Annotated in this window: 19 protein-coding genes, 2 tRNA genes and 1 riboswitch; of the genes, 11 read left to right on the forward strand and 10 right to left on the reverse strand. The window is 39.4% G+C overall.

Annotation, left to right across the window (positions count from 1 at the left end; all coding sequences use genetic code 11):
* Positions 1–404: 404 nt before the first annotated feature.
* On the forward strand, positions 405–2,747 hold the full coding sequence (locus tag IEY40_RS01080) for a putative bifunctional diguanylate cyclase/phosphodiesterase (RefSeq protein ID WP_229776969.1): 2,343 nt from the start codon (positions 405–407) through the stop codon (positions 2,745–2,747).
* An 85-nt stretch (positions 2,748–2,832) separates the two neighbouring features.
* Here the strand turns inward: IEY40_RS01080 and IEY40_RS01085 are convergent, their stop codons facing one another.
* The 5 genes from IEY40_RS01085 to IEY40_RS01105 form a co-directional block, all read right to left on the reverse strand.
* On the reverse strand, positions 2,833–3,582 hold the full coding sequence (locus tag IEY40_RS01085; RefSeq protein WP_188952522.1) for an SDR family oxidoreductase: 750 nt from the start codon (positions 3,580–3,582) through the stop codon (positions 2,833–2,835).
* A 73-nt stretch (positions 3,583–3,655) separates the two neighbouring features.
* On the reverse strand, positions 3,656–4,357 hold the full coding sequence (locus tag IEY40_RS01090; protein ID WP_188952524.1) for a histidine phosphatase family protein: 702 nt from the start codon (positions 4,355–4,357) through the stop codon (positions 3,656–3,658).
* Between the two features lie 2 nt (positions 4,358–4,359).
* Complete coding sequence (locus tag IEY40_RS01095; RefSeq protein WP_188952526.1) at positions 4,360–5,427, reverse strand: phosphotransferase family protein; 1,068 nt, start codon at positions 5,425–5,427, stop codon at positions 4,360–4,362.
* Positions 5,424–6,263 (reverse strand): SDR family oxidoreductase, encoded by an 840-nt coding sequence (locus IEY40_RS01100; protein WP_188952528.1) that lies wholly within the window; start codon positions 6,261–6,263, stop codon positions 5,424–5,426. The genes IEY40_RS01095 and IEY40_RS01100 overlap by 4 nt, the downstream gene beginning before the upstream one ends.
* A gap of 11 nt (positions 6,264–6,274) precedes the next feature.
* Positions 6,275–7,495 carry an acyl-CoA dehydrogenase family protein gene (locus IEY40_RS01105; protein ID WP_188952531.1) on the reverse strand — a complete coding sequence of 407 codons (1,221 nt, stop codon included), beginning with the start codon at positions 7,493–7,495 and terminating at the stop codon, positions 6,275–6,277.
* A 175-nt stretch (positions 7,496–7,670) separates the two neighbouring features.
* Here IEY40_RS01105 and IEY40_RS01110 point away from each other — a divergent pair, with 175 nt between their 5' ends.
* The 3 genes from IEY40_RS01110 (at position 7,671) to IEY40_RS01120 (ending at position 11,836) form a co-directional block, all read left to right on the forward strand.
* A complete protein-coding gene (locus tag IEY40_RS01110) occupies positions 7,671–8,612 on the forward strand; it encodes a LysR family transcriptional regulator (RefSeq protein WP_188952533.1) in 942 nt (313 codons plus the stop codon).
* A gap of 125 nt (positions 8,613–8,737) precedes the next feature.
* Positions 8,738–9,862 carry a GGDEF domain-containing protein gene (locus tag IEY40_RS01115; protein WP_188952535.1) on the forward strand — a complete coding sequence of 375 codons (1,125 nt, stop codon included), beginning with the start codon at positions 8,738–8,740 and terminating at the stop codon, positions 9,860–9,862.
* A gap of 327 nt (positions 9,863–10,189) precedes the next feature.
* A complete protein-coding gene (locus IEY40_RS01120; RefSeq protein ID WP_188952537.1) occupies positions 10,190–11,836 on the forward strand; it encodes a methyl-accepting chemotaxis protein in 1,647 nt (548 codons plus the stop codon).
* A 110-nt stretch (positions 11,837–11,946) separates the two neighbouring features.
* On the opposite strand, the gene IEY40_RS01125 is transcribed toward IEY40_RS01120, so the two are convergent.
* Positions 11,947–12,261, reverse strand: a complete 315-nt coding sequence (locus IEY40_RS01125; protein ID WP_188952539.1) for a hypothetical protein — start codon at positions 12,259–12,261, stop codon at positions 11,947–11,949.
* Positions 12,262–12,433: 172 nt separating this feature from the next.
* Between IEY40_RS01125 and IEY40_RS01130 the strand changes: the two genes are divergently transcribed.
* Positions 12,434–12,928: a putative 4-hydroxy-4-methyl-2-oxoglutarate aldolase gene (locus IEY40_RS01130; RefSeq protein WP_188952541.1), complete on the forward strand. Its 495-nt coding sequence runs from the start codon at positions 12,434–12,436 to the stop codon at positions 12,926–12,928.
* A 25-nt stretch (positions 12,929–12,953) separates the two neighbouring features.
* Positions 12,954–14,783: an AsmA family protein gene (locus tag IEY40_RS01135; RefSeq protein WP_188952543.1), complete on the forward strand. Its 1,830-nt coding sequence runs from the start codon at positions 12,954–12,956 to the stop codon at positions 14,781–14,783.
* A 150-nt stretch (positions 14,784–14,933) separates the two neighbouring features.
* Here the strand turns inward: IEY40_RS01135 and IEY40_RS01140 are convergent, their stop codons facing one another.
* A complete protein-coding gene (locus tag IEY40_RS01140; protein ID WP_188952545.1) occupies positions 14,934–16,487 on the reverse strand; it encodes a lytic transglycosylase in 1,554 nt (517 codons plus the stop codon).
* Between the two features lie 149 nt (positions 16,488–16,636).
* On the reverse strand, positions 16,637–17,416 hold the full coding sequence (gene gloB, locus IEY40_RS01145; protein WP_188952547.1) for a hydroxyacylglutathione hydrolase: 780 nt from the start codon (positions 17,414–17,416) through the stop codon (positions 16,637–16,639).
* 110 nt (positions 17,417–17,526) lie between these two features.
* Between gloB and IEY40_RS01150 the strand changes: the two genes are divergently transcribed.
* Positions 17,527–18,261, forward strand: coding sequence for a methyltransferase domain-containing protein (locus IEY40_RS01150; protein ID WP_188952549.1), 735 nt, complete (start codon positions 17,527–17,529; stop codon positions 18,259–18,261).
* 44 nt (positions 18,262–18,305) lie between these two features.
* Here IEY40_RS01150 and rnhA read toward each other — a convergent pair whose 3' ends face one another.
* Positions 18,306–18,779 (reverse strand): ribonuclease HI, encoded by a 474-nt coding sequence (rnhA, locus tag IEY40_RS01155; RefSeq protein WP_188952551.1) that lies wholly within the window; start codon positions 18,777–18,779, stop codon positions 18,306–18,308.
* Positions 18,780–18,856: 77 nt separating this feature from the next.
* Between rnhA and dnaQ the strand changes: the two genes are divergently transcribed.
* The 4 genes from dnaQ (at position 18,857) to IEY40_RS01175 (ending at position 21,312) form a co-directional block, all read left to right on the forward strand.
* Positions 18,857–19,585: a DNA polymerase III subunit epsilon gene (gene dnaQ / locus IEY40_RS01160; protein WP_188952553.1), complete on the forward strand. Its 729-nt coding sequence runs from the start codon at positions 18,857–18,859 to the stop codon at positions 19,583–19,585.
* A gap of 70 nt (positions 19,586–19,655) precedes the next feature.
* On the forward strand, positions 19,656–20,933 hold the full coding sequence (locus tag IEY40_RS01165) for a TIGR03503 family protein (RefSeq protein ID WP_229776970.1): 1,278 nt from the start codon (positions 19,656–19,658) through the stop codon (positions 20,931–20,933).
* A gap of 141 nt (positions 20,934–21,074) precedes the next feature.
* Positions 21,075–21,151 (forward strand) — tRNA-Asp (locus tag IEY40_RS01170).
* Positions 21,152–21,235: 84 nt separating this feature from the next.
* Positions 21,236–21,312, forward strand: a tRNA-Asp gene (locus tag IEY40_RS01175).
* Between the two features lie 396 nt (positions 21,313–21,708).
* On the opposite strand, the gene IEY40_RS01180 is transcribed toward IEY40_RS01175, so the two are convergent.
* A complete protein-coding gene (locus tag IEY40_RS01180) occupies positions 21,709–23,772 on the reverse strand; it encodes a TonB-dependent receptor plug domain-containing protein (RefSeq protein WP_428848132.1) in 2,064 nt (687 codons plus the stop codon).
* Between the two features lie 352 nt (positions 23,773–24,124).
* Positions 24,125–24,224: riboswitch (TPP riboswitch) on the forward strand.
* The last annotated feature ends 179 nt before the right edge of the window (positions 24,225–24,403 follow it).

A 24,403-nucleotide genomic window follows, 5' to 3' on the forward strand; every position in this document is an offset into this window, starting at 1 on the left:
AACGTTATTGATCTATATATTGTTATTCTCATCAGTTAATCAATAAGACTACAATTTTTTATTATACTATGACATGTAAACAATTAAATCTGTCAGTTTCTCGTTTTATTAACACGCATGGTTATCGATTCACATAAGACTCGATTTCACATGATTTAACTGTGTTTTCTCTATCACAATATCATCAACTAAGTTTGTGGAAATGCTTGTATATCTTGGTTACTTTACGTTATTTTACTTAAAGCGGTTAACACGATACATTTTCTTTTTTATTTCTATGTTAGCTTATTACAATGGTTTTAATTGGTGTTCATTCCATCGATTTTTAGTAGTGCACATTGTGAAAAAAATGGTATTAACTCAATACTACCAGTGACTAAACGTAAATAGGACAGTCATCTACTATGACGGTAAAATGGGATAACCGTACAATCGAAGAAAAAATATTACTGGGTGTCACGGCAGCAGCAGTATTAATTTTATCGCCATTCTTGATTAAAAGTGTATTTGAACACAATTATTTACGCACCCTTGTTGATCTTGTCGCCGTTTGTGGCATTTCAGTGATTTTTATTGGTGTTTGGTTTACTAGCAGGGTTAAGCTATTCAGCGGGCTATTTGCCATTATTGCTCATGTAAATATTTTATTTGGTATTTACATTGTCGGCAGCGATTTAATTTTTTGGTTGTTTCCGATTATTATCGCCAGTTTTTATTTACTACCGACGATTATCGCTTGTTTACTCAATGCCTTACTCATTTCAATTGCCGGAGTATTAACCTATCAGCAATTTAATGAGTTTTCCTTGCCGCTTATTTTGGCATCTTTGATTGTAACAGGCATTTTCTCGCTAATTTTTTCACTATTTATGCAGCGTAAAAACCGTCAGTTATCAGAAAAAGATAAAATAAGTCAGCTACGTAACAATATTTTGGAGTTGATAGCCAGCTCTAGCAAATTATCCAAAGTGCTGTCTGCGGTTGTCGAAGGAATTGAAAATGAGCTGCCTCGAGCAATGTGCAGTATTTCATTATTAGATAACACAGCGAAGCAGTTAAGATTAGCCGCTGCACCCAGTTTGCCATCGTTTTATTATGACGCTATCGACGTGGTCAATGTTGCTGACGGGGTAGGTACCTGCGCTCAATCTGTCACACTAGGCAAAAGAATCATTGTTGCGGATATAGCTAGTCATCCTAATTGGCGGCCCTTAGCTCATTTAGCCGACAAAGCTAACTTAGTGTCATGTTGGTCTGAACCTATTATCAGTCATCTTGGCAACGTGTTAGGCACTATTGCGATATATTTTGATAGGCTATCAAAACCTACAGATAATGAAATCAGTTTGGTTGAACAATTTGTCAACCTTACCCGAATTGCAATTGAACGAGACACCGCTGATAACATTATTTGGCATCAAGCCAATTTTGATAATTTAACCAATTTACCTAACAGACACTTATTACACGAACATTTAACGAATGCGGTTGATAATGCAGAGCGCGATAAAAAGCAATTAGTGATTGCGATGTTAGATTTGGATAATTTTAAAGACGTCAATGATTCTTTAGGACATAGCGCCGGAGACTCTGTATTAATTGAGTGTGCAAAACGAATCAAAAGCACCATTAGAAAAAATGATATTGTAGCTCGCTTAGGCGGTGATGAGTTTATTATTGCTTTTGTTGGCACAACGGTTCCTGACGATATTAATAAAATTGGTCAAAAACTCTTAAGCACGCTTGCTCAGCCTTATATCATTGAACATAAAAATGTTTATTGTACAGCCAGTATTGGTTTGGCATTTTATCCAAATGATGCAACAACCATTGAAGAGTTACTCAGAAATGCAGATCAGGCTCTGTATCGTGCAAAATCTCGCGGCCGTAATAGTATCCATTATTTTACAGAGAATATGAGTACTGATTTTCTTAAACGTATGGAAATCATGCGTGACTTACGCACAGCCGTTGAGCAAAAGCAGTTTTATATGGTTTATCAACCTATCGTTAATTTATCAACGCAGCGGATTAGTAAAGCTGAAGCATTAATTCGTTGGCAACATCCTCACAAAGGAATGATCTCGCCTTTGGAGTTTATTCATGTTGCTGAAGAAATAGGCTTGATTGTTGAACTAAGTGAGTGGATTTTTAATGAAGTGTCACAACAGGTAAATAGCTGGCGTAAACGATTTTGTCCTGAATTAACCATTAGTATTAACACTTCGCCTGTGCAATATAAAAATAATGGTGCACAAATTAACGCCTGGGCAGATTCACTTCTCTTGCGCGGCATACCTTGTGAGGCCATTTCGCTTGAAATAACCGAACATTTATTAATGGAAAATCAACTTGAAGCGGTTGAGGCTCTTGATAAAGTTCGCCTTCATGGGATGTCCGTCGCCATCGACGACTTTGGCACGGGCTACAGCTCTTTTGCATACTTAAAAGACTTTGATTTTGATTTCTTAAAAATCGATCAACGGTTTGTGCAAAATATGTCAGCAGATAATAAAGACACTGCACTGTGTGAAGCGATTATTGTGATGGCCAGTAAACTCAAAATGAGTGTGATCGCTGAAGGGATAGAAACCGAACAACAAAAACAGTTGCTCATCAAGGCTGGCTGTACTTTTGGGCAAGGTTATTTGTTTGCAAAGCCACTTTCTGTTGCAGATTTTGAAGCTTTACTCGTCGAACAAAACTCTACATTAATAGTGAGCGAATCTATTAAAGGTAAAAACTAAACTTTATATTGCGAGTTATCGTCAGGAATAATAACTCGCAATAACGGCTGTTTGTAAATTACCCCGTGAAAGCTTTATCGTAAAGTTAACTCATTTTTCGAATAATGCTAATGGGTGCGATTCGTAAGAGCCAGTGTAATAATGCCCATGGATAACTAGGTACAAAAGCATTAGCTTTCTCTTTTTGTATAGCGTTAACCATGGCTTTACAGCCTGTTTCAGTATCGACTATAAACGGTACTGTTTTAACTTTTTCATTGATTTCACTGCGAATAAAGCCCGGATGAACACAAGTGACTTTAATTGGTGTATTCATTACATCAATTCGAATCCCTTCAGTTAGCGAGGTGAGGGCTGCTTTCGTGGCAGCGTAAACGGTCATTGCTCGTCTAAAACCGCGTACGGCACTAATGGATGAAATCGTCACTAAATGGCCGCTATTTTGTTCACGAAAAATAGCCATTGCCGCTTCACATTGAGCTATAGCGGCAATAAAGTTGGTTTGTGCTGTTTGTAAATTGGCAGCAAAGAAACCTGTTCCAATCGAGGCGCCTTTACCCATACCCGCATTGACAATGACTCGATCAAGTTGTCCCATTTCTTGCTTAAATTGGCTAAATACTTCAAATACTTGCGGATGATCGTTTACATCAAGTGATTTAATCAGAACGGTTATATTGGGATTAATACTCAATAAGTGTTGTTTTAATTCTTCCAGACGCTCTAGTCGTCTAGCACACAAGGCTAAATTATGATTTTGTTTCGCAAACTCAATTGCCATGCCGCGGCCTAAACCAGAACTTGCCCCAGTGATTAATATATTAGTCCGTTTCATTATCTACTCATTATTATTCTTAGGTATTAAATACTCATAACGTTATGAGTATCACTTGTGGTTCATTTGAAAGTTAAATTAAACTGTATAAATGTTTCTGTGTACCATCAAAATAACCATGTTCGTTTAACGTTATTACACTCAATCGTTGTCGTTTAATGTGTAATTGAGTGACGCTGCAATTAACTAATTTTTTGTTAATGTTGAAAAATTGTGATTCAGGTATCGATAATGTTTGCATTACTGCAGCACTTATTACGCCTCCAGAGGTGTAAACAAATACCGTGTCATCATCAGCGGTTTGTTCAATAAGTTGAGTTAATCCGTTTGCAATCCTTTGATTAAATTGTTGCCATGATTCGCTATATTGAGCGCTATTGTCTGCATGTTGCCACTGTTTAATTGCTTGGCTAAAAAGCTCAATAAAGGCTCTGGTCGGCGAAGGTTGCTGGCTAAGGTATTGTTTCATTGTGTCTGGGTGAGCTAAATCCGGTCGGTAAACGGCAATAACGTCTTCATGATTAAATTCATTCCAGGCTGCACTAATTTGCAACGAATCGTGTAATAACGGAGGTGATAATGCCGCTAAACATGCATTACGAGTTTGTTGGTGGCGAGTCATATTGCCACAAATAACATGGCTAGGTTGTATATTGCGCTGGTTAAAGTGTTCCGCTAAATGTCTAGCCTGGCTATGACCAAGAGTCGACAAATTGTCGTAATTATCGCTGCCAAAGCTTGCTTGGCCATGGCGGATTAAATATATGTTTGCCATGGTTATCCCTGTTGTTTCATTGTTCGATGACAACGCCACATTAAGTAATGTGAGAAAATCCAAAATTGTTTAAATGCTGGATTACGCGTTTGTTTGTGGTGATAGCGATAATAAATTTGTTGCACAATGCCAGCTAAACGGAACAAACCAAACACTTCATAAAAGCGAAAGTCATCGATTGTGATGTCCATTTTGTCACAATAATATTCAACCACTTGTTTACGAGTCAACATACCATCAAGGTGTGTTGGTTGGCGCCTGGTCATTTGTGCTAAAAAGTCATCATCAGCTTCAACCCAGTAGGCCAAAGTATTGCCTAAATCCATTAATGGATTACCTAACGTTGCCAACTCCCAATCGAGTACGCCATTCACTGTACTGATGTCATCTTGATCTAATACCACATTATCAAAGCGAAAATCATTATGGGTTAAGCAAATTGTTTCTTGTGTTGGTTTATGTGTTTGTAACCAAGCCATCACTTTTTTGCCCGATGGAACATTCCAAGTTTTAGCTTGAGTATAGCGTTGGCTCCAACCATCAATTTGGCGTTGGGTGTAACCTTCACCCTTACCAAGGTGATTGAGGTTTGCGGCGTCAACATCCACTTTATGCAATTCAATTAAACAGTCGATGACATTGGTGCACAAGGTTTTTGCCTGTTGTGTACCAACATTTAACCCTTTGGGTAAATTTTGTCTTGGAATGATGCCATTTAATTTTTCCATAACATAAAATTCAGTCCCCAACACGCTCTCGTCTTCGCAATGTGCAAGCATGGCTGGTACATACGGATAAACAGGTTTTAGTGCTTGTTGTAATCGATACTCGCGGCCCATGTCGTGAGCGCCTTTGGCTTTTGTACCCATCGGCGCCCTACGTAATATGAGTTCACAATTGTCGTATGTTAGACAATAAGTCCAATTAGAAGCTCCGCCAGTGTATTGGGTTATTTTAAGATCGCCTTCAAGTCCGCCAATATGCTGTGTTAACCAAGCGCTAATAACGTCAGGGTCAAGTTCTTCACCAGTGCGAACGGATTTTGCTTTATCTAAATACTGTTGGTTCATTTAGTGTGCTCATCCCCTAACAATTGTCTCAATCGAAGTGTTTGCTTTAATACCAAATTAAAATACCAGTGAAGCGGAAGTAAACGTTTTAATAGATATAAACGCTTGCCTTGTTGGTGTGTTAGTAATAAAAATTGCTTATTTACTTCACCTTTATATGCAATGTTGGCGACTTGTGCTGCATTAATAGGAGATTTATCAAAGAGTTTACCCAGTAATTTCTCCATGGTTGGAAGCTGTGTACGTAAACTATTACCGAGATTAGTTTTAAAAAATCCTGGGCATAATACGCTGACATTAATATTATGATCAGCAAGTTCAAGTAGCATTGTTTCTGACAATGACACTACAGCAGCTTTTGAAGCGTTATAACTCGACATAAATGGAATAGGTGTTAAGCCTGCTTGCGAGGCTACGTTAAGTATACTGCCATAGCCTTGTTGTTTAAAAATAGGGATAAATTGCTGGCACATATTCACAATACCAAACACGTTGATCTCCATTACCCAGCGCCATTGCAACATAGGTTCAACATCAATTTTGTCTGCGGAGGCAACACCGGCGTTGTTCACTAATAAGTCAATATGTTGCCAACGTAATTGTAAGGTCTCCAGCAATGCGGTAATACTGTCTGTTTTGGTGATATCGCAAGGAACAAAAAAAGCTTTTCCACCAAGTGCTACTATTTCATTGCATACTTGCTCACCAGCTTGCAGATTGATATCTGCAACACAGACTTCGGCATGCTGACTGGCCCATTTAAGAGCTAACGCCTTGCCTAAACCTGATGCTGCGCCGGTAATGAGCACATGTTGCTGTTGTTTTATTGGTTTCATTACCATCACCATTATTTGTATTTAGCTAATTCAAGACGTGACACCATTGCCATGTGCACTTCATCTGGTCCGTCTGCTAAACGTAAGCTGCGTGCCATTGTGGCAAAACCGGCCAATGGAGAGTCATGATTCATCCCCGCACCACCGTAAAGTTGAATAGCCATATCAACCACTTGGGTTAACATATTGGGTACGACCACTTTGATAGCAGATATATCGGTCATGGCATGTTTTACACCCAGATTGTCGATTTTCCACGCGGCATTAAGGGTTAATAATCGTGCTTGTTCAATGCTCATACGAGCTTGAGCTATTCGCTCTAAATTTCCCCCAAGCTTAATAATGGGCTGGCCGAAGGCAACGCGAGATAAACCGCGTTCAATTGCTAAGGCTAAAGCGCGTTCAGCCGCACCGATGGCTCGCATACAGTGGTGAATTCGGCCTGGTCCTAAACGACCTTGTGCAATTTCAAATCCTTTTCCTAATCCCATAATGACATTGCTTTTAGGTACACGGACATTAATGAGCTCCATTTCACCATGACCATAGGGGGCATCAAAGTCACCATAAGCGGTTAACATGCGGGTGATGTTGACACCTGGAGTATTAACAGGCACTAATACCATACTGTGGCGTTGATGCTTAGGTGCGTCTGGATGAGATAGGCCCATAAATATCATAACGTTACTATTTGGGTGACCTAAGCCGGTAGACCACCATTTACGGCCATTAACAATGACATCGTCGCCGTCTTCAATGATAGTTGCCTGCATGTTTGTGGCATCCGAGGACGCTACATCTGGTTCCGTCATGGCAAACACTGAACGAATATCTCCCGCAAGCAACGGATTTAGCCATTGATTTTGTTGTTGTTCATTACCAAAATGATAGAGCACCTCCATGTTGCCTGTGTCGGGGGCATTGCAGTTAAAAATTTCGGGAGCTAAAATTGATCGTCCCATTTCTTCAGCTAATGGTGCGTATTCAACACAAGTTAAACCTTGGCCGAGAGTGGCGTCTGGTAAAAATAGATTCCATAACCCTTTAGCTTTTGCTTGTGATTTTAACGTTTCTATTTGAGGTAATAACTGCCATTGAGTCCAATCACTGCTGTGGTTAATGCGTCTGTTTTGCGCGAGTAATTCAGCTTCAATAGGCAATATTTGTTCATCTATGAATGATTTCACTTTCGCTAGATATTGTTGTGATTTTTCTGTCGCGTAAATATTCATCTTTATACCTTTGTGACCTAAACGTAAAAAACCACGATTAATGTGATCTGTTAACCATATGTTGTCAGCATAACGTAGTAATGAAAGTGAATGAAATGAAATAACATGCTAGATTATGATGAATACAGTTCATTGTTGTTATGCAGCACATTCGTTGTTTATTCTTGAGGTCAATATGGCAGATACAAAAGCAATACAACAACTTGATTTAAATTTACTCAAGATATTTGAAGCTCTGTACTTTGAACAGAATATGACAACGGCGGCTAAAACGTTATTCATTACGCCATCAGCAGTGAGTCACGCCATAAAGCGCTTACGGTTAGTGTTAAACGACGCGTTATTTGTACGTCAAGGTCAGCAAATGCAACCTACTGCGGCATGCCAGCGCATGGCACCTCAGTTGATTAATGCGTTAAATCGTATAAGAGAAGTGTTGCAACAATGTGGTGAGTTTGACCCATTAACTACAGAGCAAACATTCACTATTGCTATTCATGAAGCATTAGAAAGCCAAATAATGCCAGCGCTCATTAATCACGTTGCTGAGTTAATACCGCAAGCTAACATTGCCAGTATCGCACTCTCTCGAGAGCACATTGCACGCCAACTTGCTAATGGTGAAATTGATTTAGCCATTGATGTTGCTAGAGCGGTTAATGCTCCATTGATGCACAGTCCTTTGTTATCTGATCCATTTTGTGTATTAATTGATCCCTTGCATCATAAAGCTTGTAGCACTGAACTCAGTCAACAAAGTTACTTATTAGCTGAACATATTGCGGTATCTAGTCGACCAACAGGGAGGGTAATGGAGGATTTACTATTACAACAGCAAGGGGTTAATCGGCATATTAAATACCGATGTCAAACTTATCAAACCGCGGCGAAAATTGTGACTAATACGAAGTTGATGCTAACGTTACCTCGCTCTATTGCTGCGCAGTTTTCGGTTTCAAATTTAAAAGCATATTCGATGCCATTTACCTTGACCGACATTGACACTCATTTATATTGGCATAGTAATACACAATCAGATCATGCGCTTATCTGGCTTCGGCAACAAATTAAAATCGCAGTAGAACAGTCAAACTTAGTCAGATTTGAAAATATATAGTGAATACTATTTTGCTCACAGAATATTAAAATATACTTAATTTAAACATACGAAAGACTCTACAATCAATAGTGTTAACACATGTAAGAATGGCGATCAGCCTTCATTCATAAGTGAGGCGATATTTGAAGATTAACCTCTTAAGTGCGGCAGCTCCGTTCACTAAGTTACGTTATAGGCATTATCAAATTCATCATTTGTTATTGCCATATGCGTTGTATACGTTGTGTGTGGTGCCTATTTATTTATTTTTTATAGTGTCTGATATTTACCATATACAGTCTTATCTTTGGCTCGTTATCGGCGTTAAGATTTTTCTTTCCTTAGCTTGTGTGTGCATTTTGTTATTACTTAGGCACAGAGCGCCGCATTACTTAGAACTTGGCGAGTTTGTTTTAGTGTTTAGTGTGTTTTCATCGTTCACTTATGTTGCGCAGTACGCTATGTACCTCGGTCATTCACATTATCAATTAGCCGGTTTACTAGTATTAGTGTATGTGGGAGCACTATCCCGTTTGGGCTTTAGCAAAGCCTGGCTATTATTGACATTAATGTTGTTAACACATGTCGTGCTGATTTCTTCGGTAAAACTTAGCCAAGATTTTGTAAACGGTTTAGATAATTTGATGATATTTTTGGCCGTTTACTTTATTGCTGTTGTGGCATGTCTAAGGCGAGAGTCCGAATCTCAAAAAAGTTTCTTAAGTTTTATTCAAATTAGAAACCAACAATTGTCTCTAAGAAAAAGCCAACATATTTTGTCTAAACAAAATCAAACAGATCCGCTGACGGGCTTAAATAATCGGTTATTTTTATCAGCTAATTTGGAGCGAATTTCAAGTCGTGCTCAACAACTGTCTGTTTTAATGATAGACATTGATAATTTTAAGATGATTAATGATACATACGGACACCCATTTGGTGATGAAGTGATTTTACGGGTTGCCGCCACCATTAAGCTCCATTGTCATGAACGTAATAAAGTATGTGTTCGTTATGGTGGTGAAGAGTTTCTGTGTTTGTTCATCGATTTGTCTCCAATACAATGTCACAAAATCGCCCATGATATGTGTGATGCGATTGCAGAATTAACTTGGCCAATAAATAAATTATTAGTGACAGTGTCTGTTGGCTTGGCTTCAAAACATGCCGAAGATAAAGGCGATTTTCATTTAATAAAACAAGCAGATTTAGCGTTGTACCAAGCCAAACAGGCTGGTAAGAATCAAGTTGCGGTATATGCTGATTAGGCGAATCTTACTTTTATACAGAGCCAGTAATATTTAAATAATCACTTTGCCATGTGTTACTGATCTTTTGCCTACATTATTGGATGTTCGCTAGAATCGAATCTCTTCATCACTTCTGCCTTACATACAAACTTTAACATCTTAAAAAAATATACAGCACATCACGTTCAGTTATCAAAAAATCATCCGATATAAATTAACCACTTTGATTGACAAATAAGCACTTAAGCGCAACAGTTATTTATGCTTAAACAATATGTGTTAAAGAAAAAATTGTGTTTATTCATCAATAAAAATAAGTATAAATCATAAAGAGATGGTGCATGTATGAATACGTTTAATCAGTTGTTCCGTAAAACAACAATTGCCAATAGGTTAATGGGGATGTTGGCATTAGCCATTATTGCTACTGTCATTGTTTTTTGGTTTTCACTTAATCGAGTCGAGTCTGTTTTAGTGGGGGAGAAAGAGGCCAAGTTGCATGCGCTTGTTGATGCAGCAGTAACTATTGCTGATAAATTTTACCAAGACAGCCAATCAAATCTGTTAACTGAACCCGCTGCTAAAGCGATGGCGTTAGCCGCGATAGATAAACTACGTTACTCGGGAAATGAATATTATTTTAGTATTGATACCCAAGGCACCATGATCCAACATGCATTTGCAAAACAGTTAGTGAATACCTCAGTCAGAGGAATGAAAGATCCGGACGGAGTGGCTTTATTTGAATTAATGATACAAGGGACTGAAAACCAAGACACTGTGCGTGTAGATTATATGTGGAATAAACCTCAACAAGAACAACCAAGTCCTAAAATGTCAGTAGTTAAACGTTTTAGACCTTGGGGATGGATTATTGGTACAGGTATCTATGTTGATGATATTCAAACTGACAAACGACAATTTATTAGTGACTATTTATTATTACTTGTGTTGGTTTGGTTGCCTGTTATTGCGCTGCTGTATTTTATCGTTCGCAGTGTTTCTGTCCCAATGCGAGAAACTATTAGTGCATTTGAAAACATCGCTAAAGGGGAAGGAGACTTAACGTTACGTTTGTCAGAAGAGGGTGATGATGAGTTAAAGCAAATAGCGCATCACTTCAACGTATTTACCAGCAAAATTCAAAAAGTCATTAAATCAGTTGGCGAGTCAGTCAACGAGTCTGGTCGATTAGCAAAAGACATGTCTATTGTTGCTGAAAAGGCTAATCAAATATCGGTTAATGTCCAAGCTGAGACAGAGAATGTTGCTACAGCGATAAACCAAATGTCGATGACGGCCGCAGAAGTTGCATCCAATGCTAAATTAGCTGCAGACAGCACACATGAAGCCGACAGTGAAGCTGATATATCAGCAGAAGTCGTCGATAAAGCAATGAAGAAAATTACTGAGCTTTCTACTGAACTCATCTCAACAGAGGAAGTGGCAAAAGGGCTGCAAGTCAGCTCTAGTAAAATAGGTCAGATATTAGATGTGATAGTGGGTATTGCTGATCAAACAAATTTATTGGCTTTAAATGCCGCAATTGAAGCTGCGAGAGCTGGTGAAGCTGGTCGAGGTTTCGCTGTTGTTGCAGATGAGGTCCGTACATTGGCTAGTCGCACCCAAGCATCCACCAATGAAATTAACCAAATTATCGATGCGATTCGTTCTGCAGTTGATACGGTTAATGCATCTGTCGCGCGTGCTAAAACCAAATCAACAGAGACGGTGAATGATACTCAACAAGTTGTTGGTGCCTTAAATAATATAAAATTATCCATTGGACAGATTTCACAAATGAACATTCAAATTGCGACCGCTACAGAAGAGCAAAATGCAGTGATTGCAGAGCTCAATATGAATATAACTCGCATCAGTGATATGTCGTTAGAGAACAGAACTCAAAATGAACAGATAAATAAAAGTAGTGTGGCTATTGAACAGGGTTCAGAGCGTCTTGATACTCTTATTGAGCAATTTAAGGTGTAAAACGATATTGAAGATAGCTGTTGTTATCTGCGTATTAACATAAGGTTTAAGTCGTCAATGGTGCTAATTTGACGACTTAAATAATCTCAAATATAAGCTATGGTTAAATATTATTGAGACATCTGTACCATAATATTAATGACGTCTTGATATGAAATATTATATTGACGAGATAAATTAATGATTTTGGTTTTATAGGTTTGGATATGTTCTTGTTTAACAAGATCGGATTGTTTCTGCTCTACAATCTCATTGACTGATTCTTGTAAAATCAATAAGCGGCGCAAGCTGTAATCTAACGAATTGATGTATGCCGTCATCTGTTGCTTGTTACGGGCATTTTCAAGATTTGAGGTTGTGCGTTGCTCAAAATCTAATTCGTCAAACGCATTCATCATTTGTTGTAAATTTAAATCGTTGCTCATAAGTATGATTGTCTACGTTATTTTTTGGGATTATATTCATATTTGACGATTAAGTCACCTTTCGTATTGTTAATTTGTGTAAAAAGCATTCACTAGATTATCGATAATTAACAAAACTTGTTGAATAGCATAATTATCAGTAACCTAAGATTTTGATTCTCAAGGAGGACTCATGCTAGATTTATTACCTGATTTATTTGATCATTACCCTGAAAAATTGACTTTATTGTCTTCGCCATGGCGCTCCTTTGGGGCAAAGCCAATTTTTTTTGGTGAGGTAGTAACGGTTAAGTGTTTTGAAGATAATTCAATGGTTAAATCTGAGCTCGCAAAGCCCGGGCATGGCAAGGTGTTAGTGGTCGATGGTGGTGGTTCAACTCGGCGTGCATTGCTGGGCGACATGATAGCCCTTAATGCGTATAACAATGGCTGGGAAGGCATAATCATTAATGGATGCATACGAGATGCGAGTGCAATTAGTGCAATGCAAATTGGTGTGCAGGCGTTAGGTACCAATCCGATTAAAACAGACAAAAAAGATGTTGGCGAAGTCAATGTTACTATCGATATTGCTGGTGTAAGCGTTAAACCTGGCATGATGATTTATGCTGACCTTAATGGTATTGCCCTAAGCCAACAGTCGTTAGATTTGTCTATTTTACAATAGAAAAAGTACAGACAAGGAAGCAAAAATGAAAGTAGTAAAGTGGTTATTAGCAATTATGCTAACACTCGTTGTAGGCATAACAGTCTACTTAACAATGTTTTTCGATCTTAATAATTTTAAGCCGCAAATTGTCGATGCCGTTAAAAAGCAAACAGGGCGTGACTTACAAATTACCGAAGACCTGAGCTGGAGTGTATTTCCATCATTAGGCATAAAGCTTGGCGGTATTTCACTTTCCAACCCAGAAAATTTTGCTCCAGCATCGATGTTAAATGTCAATGAAGCGGTTGCCAATGTGGCGTTAATGCCATTATTTAGCCAGCATATTGAAGTTGATTTATTAAAACTCGATGGCTTAACGTTAAATTTAGTGACGCAGAAAAATGGTAAAACCAGTTTTGATGGCTTAATCGGTGATGCTAATGTTGCTGCACAAACACCTGCAACAACTCAAAACAGTGACGCACAAGCAATGGCGTTACAAACACTCGATATCGGTGGAATAGAATTAACCAATACCAATATCAACTTAATTGATATAGCGACCAATACCACTCAAACGTTCAGTTTAAAAAGCTTTACATTAGGACAATTTAGTTTAGGGAAATTTGCTGATTTTGCTTATGAGTTTTCTGCTACCTTACCGGATATGACAGTGACTTCGTCGGGTCAAGGAAAGCTTAAAATCGATCAGGACTTAAAGCTTGTCACCATTAATGATTTTACCATGAGTCATAATGCGCAGGGTGACAGTTTACCGAATAAGTCGGTGAATGCGGAAATAACGACCCAAATGCTCATGGCCTTAGATGCTAAAACCATTGAGTTACAACTCACTGCGCTTTCTGCAATGGATATCGCCGCCACGGGTGATATTAAGGTCAATTATGCAAACAGTATCCCTAAGATTGCGATGAACTTAGATGTTGGTGATATTGATGTTGATGCGCTATTTCCAAAACAAGAAGAACAAGCAGAAAACGCCCCGCAAGACACAGAAACCGGTCCTAGTGCCGAACCTGATTTATCTGCGCTTAGCACAATTGATTTAAGCGTAAATCTTACGGCTAAGTCGATCAAAGTCAGTAATATGCTCACGCAAAACTGGCAGTTAAACATGACCGCCAATAAAGGGCTACTAACGCTATCGTCATTAACAGCAGATCTGTATGAAGGTAAGCTGGCTTTGAGTGCGAAACTTGATGGTCGTAAAGCTTTACCCACTTACCAATTCGATAAAAAATTGATAGGGGTAAACATTAGACCATTATTAATGGATGCCGCTGAAATTGATTTACTCTCTGGTCTAGCGAGTTTTGAAGTCAAAGGCAGTGGCGCCAGTTTGATCCCAGATAACTTGAAAAAGAATCTTGATGCAGTGGGTAAATTTGAAGTTGCCGACGGTTCACTTTATGGTGTTAATATTCCGCAAATGATCCGTAGCGCTCAACAAAAGTTGAAAGGTGATTTGTCTGCCGATACTAAAGAAGAACTGAAAACCGATTTTACCAGTTTAACGGGTAGCTTCACGATGAAAGACGCCGTAGTAACAAATCCTGATTTAGCTATGGCAGCACCTTTGATCCGTTTAAAAGGCAAGGGGACTGCAAATATTGCCTCTGAAGCGTTAGATTACACATTGACGACCAGTGTTGTTGGTTCGCTCGCGGGGCAAGGCAAAGCGGTAGATGAATCACTAAAAGGGGTTGATATACCATTAACCATTAAAGGGACTTTCCAAGAGCCTAAATTTGGTATTGATACTAAAGCGTTATTGGAAGGCCAATTTAAAGATGAAGCAGATAAAGCCAAAGAGAAATTGAAAGATGGCTTATTTAAAAAGCTTGGTATTTAATCCAGTGATTCAAAGCGTGATGCTTAAGTCGCAGTGATTTAAATGTATTAGATAAAATGAGGAATGGATTCTAGGTTTTTAAACTACAACCATTGCTACAAACAAAAACGGACAAGTAATAACTTGTCCGTTTTTTATTGCTAATTGCAATTAACTATTAGTGACAATCAGTTTCAAGATTTGCCCAGGTTGAATCAGTTTACTGTTTTGTAAACTGTTCCATTCAATTAACTCAGTAACGGTCACATTATATTTCGTTGCAATACGTGCTAAAGAGTCGCCCGATTTTACACGGTAGTTGACTGTTTTCTCTTTGCTTGCATTGTTGACAGCCACTTCGTTAGGGTAAATAACCAAATTTTTGCCCACGGTCAATGTTGACTGCTGCTTAAGGTTGTTCCACTTCATTAATTGTGCAACAGACACTTGTTGAGATTGAGCTATTTTCCATAATGAATCACCTGATTTTATGGTATAAGCCTGTTTATTTGGGCTCGACTTTACCACAGCCTTACGAGCAAGAACTTGGTCAGCCGTCATAGTAGCTAAATCAGGATCTTTTGCCGCAACAGGGATAATAAGAAATCTACCAGCAATAATATTGTTTCCTTTAATGCCGTTACTGCTACGAATTAACGTAGCTGTCGTTTCAAATTGATCAGCAATCCTACTAATACTGTCGCCGGATTTAATTTTATAGCGAACCCAGTTAATCCGTGAGTCAGGCTCTACAGTGGCTAATGCACGTTTAAAGCTAGCGGCTTTATCACTCGGTACAACGAGTTGATGTGGGCCTTGCGGGGCGGTAGCCCAGCGCTTTAAACCTGGATTAATCGCTTTTAAATCGACAATGTCTATTTGAGCTAAGTCTGCTGCTAAGTTAATGTCAAGCTGACTTTCGATATTAACTACTTCAATTTGTGGTGAATTATCAATAGGGGTTAACGTAATACCATACTTATCAGCATGCTTAATCACATCCGCGAGTGCAAGTAGCTGCGGCACATAATGTGCTGTTTCTTTCGGCAATGATAAAGACCAAAAATCTTCGGGTTTGCCTCGGTTTTGATTATGCTTTACGGCATTTAATACACGTCCTTCACCTGAGTTGTAGGCTGCTATTGTATAAAACCAGTTGTTGCCCATTTTAGGATATAAGTATTGTAATAAATCCAGCGCGGCTTTAGTTGATGATGCAACATCTTGACGCCCGTCATACCACCAGTTGGTTTTTACCCCAAATGACATTGCTGTCGGCGGTGTTAATTGCCATAACCCGGAAGCATGGCCGCTTGAATAGGCTAAGGGATCAAAACCACTTTCCACTATAGGCAGTAAAGCAAGTTCAATAGGGAGGTCGCGCGCTTCGAGTTGTTCAACAATGTAATATAGGAAAGGGCTAGCACGTTGGGTAACAATTTCTAAATGCTTTGGATTGTCTAAATACCATTGTCGGTATTGGGCAACCAAAGCATTATCGGTAACGGGAAGCTGCATTTTATTGCTGATCCGCAGCCACAAATTATTAACTTCGGCAACTTGCTCTTCTATTTCATCGATTGTAACCGTTGCTGATTTTTTGCTTTTAGCTTTGATAGCAACACTGTGTTGCTCGTTGTCAGATTGCGGCTCAGTAGTTTGGAGCGTCTGACACCCCGCTACCGCCAATATGCTGCCGGCAATAATAAATAAATTTACTTTCATTGAAGATACACTTCCTCAAGTTCTCAGGCCTTAAAATAAGGATCGAACACACCAAATGCCTATGAGACTCTTTTGGTCATGCTTTAGTTCAGTTTTGCATTGTAGATTAAATCATTTGGCTTGTCTTATTAAAGTGTTTTCATGTTCATTTAAAACTGGTTTTTCCATTCTCTCAATAAAGTAAATGTTTGAATTTCATCAACATTGGCGATGTTGTGATGATTCGAAATTGCGACTTGAGTCTCATTTAGATGACAACGTAAGAATGGGTTTATGGCTTTTTCTGTTGCGATTGTGCTAGGGATAGTAGGGATGTTTTGTGAGCGTAATTGGTCTACTTTTTCCGCATATTCATTTAACTTTTGGTTGTTTGGGGTCACGTGTTGAGCAAAGTCGAGATTTGCACGGGTATATTCGTGAGCACAAAACACCTGCGTGATGTCAGGTAATGTGGCCAGCATTTTCAATGATTGCAGCATTTGACTTGGCGAACCTTCAAATAATCGACCACAACCACCACTAAATAACGTGTCACCGCAAAATAATTTGCTATCAATATAATACGCGACATGACCTAAAGTATGACCGGGTACAGCCATCACTTGTGTTTCGCCTAAGTGAGGGATATTAATTGTTGATACAGAGTCTACGATTAATGGGATAGTGAGCCCATCAATACGTTCATTACTTGGACCGAATACATCGAGCTTATGATTAAAATACTGTTGCAGTTGTTTAATACCGCCGGTGTGATCATTATGATGATGAGTGATTAAAATACCGACCAGATTTAACTGTGTGGTCGCTAAATAATCAATAACACTGGTTGCGCAACCAGGATCAACGACATAAGCGTCAAGGCTGTCAGTGTGATGCACTAACCAAAGATAGTTATCGTTAAAGGCTGGAATGGTATGGACGCTAAGCATATTCTGACTCGAGTGATATTGAATTATCTGTTAGGGTAACGGATAAAACCGAATCACATCAAGTGCAACACCATGAAAGTCGTTAAGGTTATTGGGAGCAGGAGTTATAAGTGGCAAACTCAAAGTTAGTACCACAATATTGGCATGACTTACCGTTTGGCGAAATATTGCAAGCAGAAATTGAAGCGGCACTCGCTCCTTGGTGGCCACGTATATTTGGCTACCATTTGTTAAAAGTGGGTGCGCTCAGTAGCCAAATAAATAGTTTGCATTGTTCAATTGCTCGCCACTTTTCATTGTTTGATGGCCTTGATGCCAATATACAAGCAGATCCTCATTATTTACCATTACAACAAAATGCTATTGACGCTGTTGTAAGTTGCTTTTTACTCGAGTTTGAACAAAATCCTTATCAAATTTTACGTGAGTTTGATCGTGTTCTGATTAATAGTGGCTATGTGTTTATTGTCGGTTTTAATCCAGTGAGTCCAGTATTTGCAGGTAAAATATTACCTAAATATCAAAGTAAAGTGCCGTGGAATGGGCAGTTTTTTATGCCGTCACGGGTAAAGGATTGGCTAGGTTTATTAGGATATCAAGTGTTGGCAGATGAGCGTTTAATGCACCATTCATTATTAGGGCCCGTTGGTCGTCAGGCCGACCATCAACCTTGGTGGCAAAAAAGTTTAGCACATTGGTTACCGAGTACTGGCAGTGTCTACGTTATTGTTGCTCGTAAACTTACCGTACCGTTAACACCTATAAAAGATAAATCTAAAATTAGCGCCCCTAATTGGTCTACAGCGCCTAGTGCAGGACGTACAGGTTTGTCAAAAAACAAATGATATATAGAGTCAGTATTTATACTGACTCTATTCGTACTCGCTATTTATTCAGCTTGATAACCTGCATCAACTTGTTTTGGTTTTGCTTCCGCGGCTTTTCTGGCTAAGGTATCGCAGCGTTCATTCTCAACATGCCCGGCATGACCTTTAACCCAACGCCAATCGATATTGTGTTTTTGGCTTACCGCATCTAAGCGTTTCCATAAGTCGACATTTTTAACCGGTTGCTTGGCTGATGTTATCCAACCTTTCTTTTTCCAACCATGGATCCAAGATGTGATACCTTGGCGCATATATTGGCTGTCGCTGGTTAAGATAATATTGCAAGGTTCAAATAATGCTTCTAGTGCGATTATTGGGGCAAGTAATTCCATGCGGTTATTGGTGGTGAGGCTAAAGCCATCGGCAATTTCATGTGTTTGATGTTGGTATTTCATCACTACGCCATAGCCTCCAGGACCTGGATTGCCTAAACAAGATCCATCAGTAAAAATATACAGCTGTTTGAGTTCGGCCATCAAGTTGTTACCATAGCAAAATATTCGCGCCAGTATACTCAATTTAGATAGGGGCGAGGGCTTAAAGAGTAAAAATTATGAACATTATTTCAAGTGCGAGTCGTCAAGTCATTCTCGATACCGAAACCACAGGTATGAACCAAGCAGGTGGCCCTGTTTATATTGGGCATAGGATTATCGAAATCGGTTGTGTAGAGGTGATTAACCGCCGTTTAACTGGACGAACTTATCATCAATACATCAATCCTGGTCAAGCCATTGATCCTGAAGCCATCGAGGTTCACGGAATTACGAATGAACGTGTGGCAAATGAGCCACGGTTTCATCAAATAGCACAAGAATTTATCGATTTTATTGACGGCGCAGAGATTGTTGCACATAACGCAAACTTTGACGTGAGCTTCATGGACCATGAGTTTTCAAAGCTCAACCCCATAGGGCCTAAAACCAAAGATATTTGTAGTATTTTAGACAGTTTAGCAATTGCCAAGCGATTACATCCAGGGCAAAAGAATAACCTTGATGCCTTATGTCGTCGTTATGGTATTGATAATGGCCGTCGAACTTATCATGGCGCATTGCTCGATGCTGAAATCTTAGCCGACGTATACTTAATTATGACTGGCGGACAAATTAAGTTTAATTTGTCTAATGAAAAAGCGGGTCAAGAAGGTGGTGGCATAAAAAAAATCGACACTTCAGCGTTTAATCTTAAAGTCGTCGGGGCATCGGCCGATGAAATAGTAATACACGAACAACGACTTGACCTCATTGCCAAGTCTGGAAAATGTCTTTGGAGAGGGTAAACCCACCTATATGATTGTTAGCCTTTCACGCTACGCGGCCCTTACCTGTTTATTATTGTTAAGCCCTTTGATGGCTTGGCAATCTTTTGCGTTAGCGGCACCTGTTAAAGCCTCGCAAGCTGCAGAGCTTAAGAATCGATTTCGTATTGATTACATGGTAGATAACTTAACCTTGGTTATTCAACGAGATTATGGTTCAGCACCAGTAGTCGTTGTACTACCAGATGGCAGTAAATGGTATTCAAATCGCCATCCACAAACCGTCAAGTGGGTTGATGGTATTGCTGCTGACATGATCCATATAGAAAAGCCGATGGCGGGTCCATGGCAGTTACTCGGGCAAGTTACCGAAGGCTCTACTATTCAAAAAGTCTCTAAACTCGACATTGAAGTACAACCTTTACCACAACCTCTGTTTCAGGGGGAGCGCCTCAAAGTGACTGCACGCCTGTTGGGTGACAACTTGACGATGAGAATGCCAGGGTTGGAATACATGGTCGAGTGGACATCTCGCTTTACCAGCCAGCATATCGCGGGGGATGATAACTTTGCCACAGGTACCATTATTGTTGGTGCTTATAAAGATAATGGCGAAGATTTAGATGAAACTCCTGATGATGGCATATTTACAGGGGCTCAAAACTTAGAACAACCAAGTGGGCATTATATTTTAAACGTTACTGCACGTAATAATGTGTTTGAGCGTGAATATGTGATGCCGTTTGAGCTATCTAAACAACCCATTAAAGCTGAAATGGCCCCTAATAATGATCCGTTAAAAGGTATATGGCAAATCCAGTTATCTGTAGATGAAACTCAAGTCTTGTTAGCTGAAACTCATTTTGAATTTGAACTCGTTGGCCCAGCAGGACTTCAATTACCTATCATCTTGCAAGACCTCACTAGTGCCGAACAAGTGTTGTATTTGCCTAAAGTTACTGAGTTTGGTAGTTATCGAGTCAAGGGGACTGTCGTTTCTACTGCGGTGGGGGGGCGTGAAATCGTACTCAATTTACCCGAGATGTTTTTCAATTTAATTGAGCCACCAAAACCCGGCCCATCAGCGGAAGAACTCGCAGAGCAAGCAGCAGCTCAAGCGGCTATTGAAGAACAGATAGCTAAAGATGATGCCATATTTTGGATTGTAACCGTCAATGGTGTTTTGTTTCTGTTTGGTATTGTGGGCATAATTGTATGGCGTAAAAAACAAAGCTTAGCTAAAGCTATGGCTGCGGCAGAAGAGCGCTTAAAGCAAAATCCACCTCAGGAAGAAAAACCAAAAGAAACTGAGCTTGAAAGCTTAGATTTGGACGATATTGATTTAACAATGCCAGATGATAAAAGCTAACTAGCAAATGACTTAATCGATTAATGCTTGAATTTTGTACTTAAATACAATAATTGTGTGTTTTTTAGCTAAACGAGTTAAAACAGTTAAAAAGTAGTTGACGATTAATTATCACAACTTTATTATTCATCGCACTTGTGTGGAGCGGTAGTTCAGTTGGTTAGAATACCGGCCTGTCACGCCGGGGGTCGCGGGTTCGAGTCCCGTCCGCTCCGCCATTCAAGTGACTGTTTACATTTAATAAATTCAATAACAACGTAATGTTATAATGTTGATTTCATTAAGTGTAAACAAACCGTTTTGGAGCGGTAGTTCAGTTGGTTAGAATACCGGCCTGTCACGCCGGGGGTCGCGGGTTCGAGTCCCGTCCGCTCCGCCAAATAAACAAGCCCTTACAGCAATGTAAGGGCTTTTTTATTGCTTGGAAGTTAGACTGCCAAGGCATCAAGGCATCAAGGCATCAAGGCATCAAGGCATCAAGGCATCAAGGCATCAAGGCATCAAGGCATATAAGTATCTAGAAAAACTATGACTACCATTCTATTACTTGCCTAGAAGACAGATAACTCCCGCTGAATGACCAGATAATGAGTGGAATTAGTATCACTCTCTGAGTGGCAATGCCAAAGAAATAGCCCTTACAGTAATGTAAGGGCTTTGAATTAGGCTTTTAATTGGATTATGAATTGTTTTACACGTATCAAATAAGGTTTACAGGGCGCTATTTAAACAACAATTTCTGTGTAGGTTCAAACTCCAAGTCGCATAGGTTACGTTAAAACGCATAGTTTACGCTCAGTTCTACGGAACGGCCGGCGCCATTCATCTGAGTAAAGCCTTGGGTATTATCTTGCTTGTATTGAGCAATATTAACCCCACCTAAAGGCAGTTGATAATATTCATCAAGCAAGTTGTTTACTGCTACGGTCATGGTTGCAGCTTGCCATTCAATACTGCTTGCGATGTTCAGTAGCGAGTAACTGTCGGTATTGTTTTCTAGGCGATTATTGTCGACCCGGTCTTTTGTGTCCACCCATTGCCAGCTAATACTATTGTTCCAATCACCAAGTTGATGTTGAAGTGTTAATTCACTCTGTAATGGCTTTATTTGATATAGAGGCGTATTGGTATCGTTTCTTTCGCCATGAGTAGCACTGACATTAGCTGCAATTGACCATTTACCATTATCGTTTTCTGTTAACTGGTAACTTGCATCCAAACGCGTGCCAAATATTGTCGCGTCAACATTGGTAAATTGTAAAATATTACGACGGTTTAGCTCGCTGCTAGTGCTGTTAAAGCTACCAATAACATTTCCATCAATATAGTCATTGATATCGCTATACCAAGCTGTAGCAGAGGCTGTAAATTCATTTTGCACTAGTGTATATGCCGCACTCAGAGTACGTGCGGTTTCATGATTTAAATCTGGATTACCCACATAGCCATTTGCGTCGCCATACCAACCTATCATGGTTGTCGCCATTGTACTTTGGCCCCAGCTATAACGCTCATATAAATTAGGAGCCCGGCCTTTCTGAGCTAAACCAAGTTCAATGATTTCGTTATCGCTTAATTGATATCGAGCTAATAGGGTCGCATCAATAATATGATCATGACGTGGGCGATAAAGTTGATTAAATTGATCTGCTGCTAACGCATTGACGTTACTCATGCCCATCATACTCATGGTGTTATAGGGCTGCACCTCTCCAGTACTGATTGTTACATATTCATAACGAACCCCAGCAGATATCCACCACCGTGCATTTACCGTTTGTTGCCATTCGCTGTATACCGCAGCACGTTTACGTTTACCGTCGTTAATGTTGACGTAATCATTTGGACCCATCATAGATGAGCCTTCTATAGCAGGCCAGGTATCATCAAGTTGATACAGGTAATATTCTTGTCCAAGCAATAACGTGCTGTCATTGCTCATTGGAAGTTGCCAATGTAACTGGTAGCTAAAATCTTTACCTGAGGTTTTCATCGGCATCATGCCGGTTTTTTCTGGCGTGAAGAACCCCATATCATGTTCGACACTATGCCAATTCGTTTGTGCAGTAAATTGACCTTCATCTTCAAGAGCTAATTGATAACGCAGTATTGCGCCATAACTGTCATTGTTGGTCATATCCATATATTGATTAGCGAAACCCTGATATGGAATATGTTGATGAGCCAATTTGACGGCAAGTTGTTGCGTATCGTCTTTCCAGGCTGCAATTAATGCATGATTTTGTGCTTGATATAGGGTATCTAAAACGGTATCCCCATTGCCATCTTTATAGCTGTTAGCATCTTCAAAAGAGCCTTGATAACTAAAACTTAACTTGTCACGGGCCACAGTGGCATTGACACTGGCTAAGGTCGTATCGCTGACACTTCTATAACCCGCGGACACATTCCCGCTATACCATGTTAGTTGGTCAGTTAAGGTAAATTCTGGATTTAAACTATCGATTTTAATTACACCAGCAATGTTGTCTCCACCGGCACTGACTGGCGACACGCCTGCTACAACTTGGGCGGAGGTGATTTGGCTTGCTGCCACGTAAGATAGTGGTGGATTCATGTGATTTGCACATGATGAAGTAATGTCACTGCCGTCGATAAGCACTTTAATGCGATCGCCCATCATGCCATTCAAAATAGGTAATGCTGATAGACCACCAGCCTGTGAAAACTCTACTCCTTGTTTCGATAGCAAGCGCTCTGCTGAACCTAATAAGTCTTTATTGTCATTTTGTTGACCGTGGACTTCAACCCTTTCAATGTCAGAGCTTTTGTTTTGTGTTGAGGTCTGTGCTGCAACAGGTGCCGATAACGCAACCATTATAGCCAAAGAAATTGATGAGTAAGTCAAGTTGATATTGTTATTAAATTTAATGCCTTGAGCATTTTTTGTAGTCAAAATTTTCACCATATCTATTTTTTTATTAATTAGGATGAATAAATTTCATCTCAATTTATTTGTATTAGAAAATTATAACCTACTAATAAATCGATGGAATGCGACATATTGCCGCACCTCAAGGTATTTCTTTTTTACAGTATGAATGAACCAGTTCAAATACAGAATAAGGGTATTTATTTGGGGTGTGAGATTCCAGTTTAAGGAATTATAAAGTCGAAGGTGTGTCAAATTTAGTGCTTGTTTTTCTCATGTAAGCTTGCTTATACTGCCTAACATCTTGTCGGAGTGCCATTATGGCTGAGACCGTTTATTCGGGATCCGTTGAACCTGATCAGGCTAGAACCTGCGAAGGAAACAAGCGTAATAATCATTGTTATTACGGCATCATGTTGATAATTTAGCGCACTGGTTGATTGATTTGTTACATCAATTTATTAACTTAATCTGAGCCTAAATAGATACAAAAGTGTCATTTTTAACGTATTGATTATTACATGAATCACAATTTAACTTGTGGCTCATGGCTTTTATCAACACCTCTCCTGACAAG

It is taken from the genome of Shewanella ulleungensis, assembly GCF_014648315.1.
Taxonomy (GTDB): Bacteria; Pseudomonadota; Gammaproteobacteria; order Enterobacterales; family Shewanellaceae; genus Shewanella; species Shewanella ulleungensis.

What these genes read in the sequence shown, in the direction of transcription:
- IEY40_RS01135 (WP_188952543.1), top strand. Translation starts at nt 12,954, where the DNA reads ATGAAAGTAGTAAAGTGGTTATTAGCAATTATGCTAACACTCGTTGTA.
- dnaQ (WP_188952553.1), top strand. Translation starts at nt 18,857, where the DNA reads ATGAACATTATTTCAAGTGCGAGTCGTCAAGTCATTCTCGATACCGAA.
- IEY40_RS01140 (WP_188952545.1), bottom strand. Translation starts at nt 16,487, where the DNA reads ATGAAAGTAAATTTATTTATTATTGCCGGCAGCATATTGGCGGTAGCG.
- IEY40_RS01105 (WP_188952531.1), bottom strand. Translation starts at nt 7,495, where the DNA reads ATGAATATTTACGCGACAGAAAAATCACAACAATATCTAGCGAAAGTG.
- IEY40_RS01090 (WP_188952524.1), bottom strand. Translation starts at nt 4,357, where the DNA reads ATGGCAAACATATATTTAATCCGCCATGGCCAAGCAAGCTTTGGCAGC.
- IEY40_RS01180 (WP_428848132.1), bottom strand. Translation starts at nt 23,772, where the DNA reads ATGGTTGCGTTATCGGCACCTGTTGCAGCACAGACCTCAACACAAAAC.
- IEY40_RS01095 (WP_188952526.1), bottom strand. Translation starts at nt 5,427, where the DNA reads ATGAACCAACAGTATTTAGATAAAGCAAAATCCGTTCGCACTGGTGAA.
- gloB (WP_188952547.1), bottom strand. Translation starts at nt 17,416, where the DNA reads ATGCTTAGCGTCCATACCATTCCAGCCTTTAACGATAACTATCTTTGG.
- rnhA (WP_188952551.1), bottom strand. Translation starts at nt 18,779, where the DNA reads ATGGCCGAACTCAAACAGCTGTATATTTTTACTGATGGATCTTGTTTA.
- IEY40_RS01100 (WP_188952528.1), bottom strand. Translation starts at nt 6,263, where the DNA reads ATGAAACCAATAAAACAACAGCAACATGTGCTCATTACCGGCGCAGCA.
- IEY40_RS01120 (WP_188952537.1), top strand. Translation starts at nt 10,190, where the DNA reads ATGAATACGTTTAATCAGTTGTTCCGTAAAACAACAATTGCCAATAGG.
- IEY40_RS01165 (WP_229776970.1), top strand. Translation starts at nt 19,656, where the DNA reads ATGGCTTGGCAATCTTTTGCGTTAGCGGCACCTGTTAAAGCCTCGCAA.
- IEY40_RS01085 (WP_188952522.1), bottom strand. Translation starts at nt 3,582, where the DNA reads ATGAAACGGACTAATATATTAATCACTGGGGCAAGTTCTGGTTTAGGC.
- IEY40_RS01080 (WP_229776969.1), top strand. Translation starts at nt 405, where the DNA reads ATGACGGTAAAATGGGATAACCGTACAATCGAAGAAAAAATATTACTG.
- IEY40_RS01110 (WP_188952533.1), top strand. Translation starts at nt 7,671, where the DNA reads ATGGCAGATACAAAAGCAATACAACAACTTGATTTAAATTTACTCAAG.
- IEY40_RS01125 (WP_188952539.1), bottom strand. Translation starts at nt 12,261, where the DNA reads ATGAGCAACGATTTAAATTTACAACAAATGATGAATGCGTTTGACGAA.
- IEY40_RS01130 (WP_188952541.1), top strand. Translation starts at nt 12,434, where the DNA reads ATGCTAGATTTATTACCTGATTTATTTGATCATTACCCTGAAAAATTG.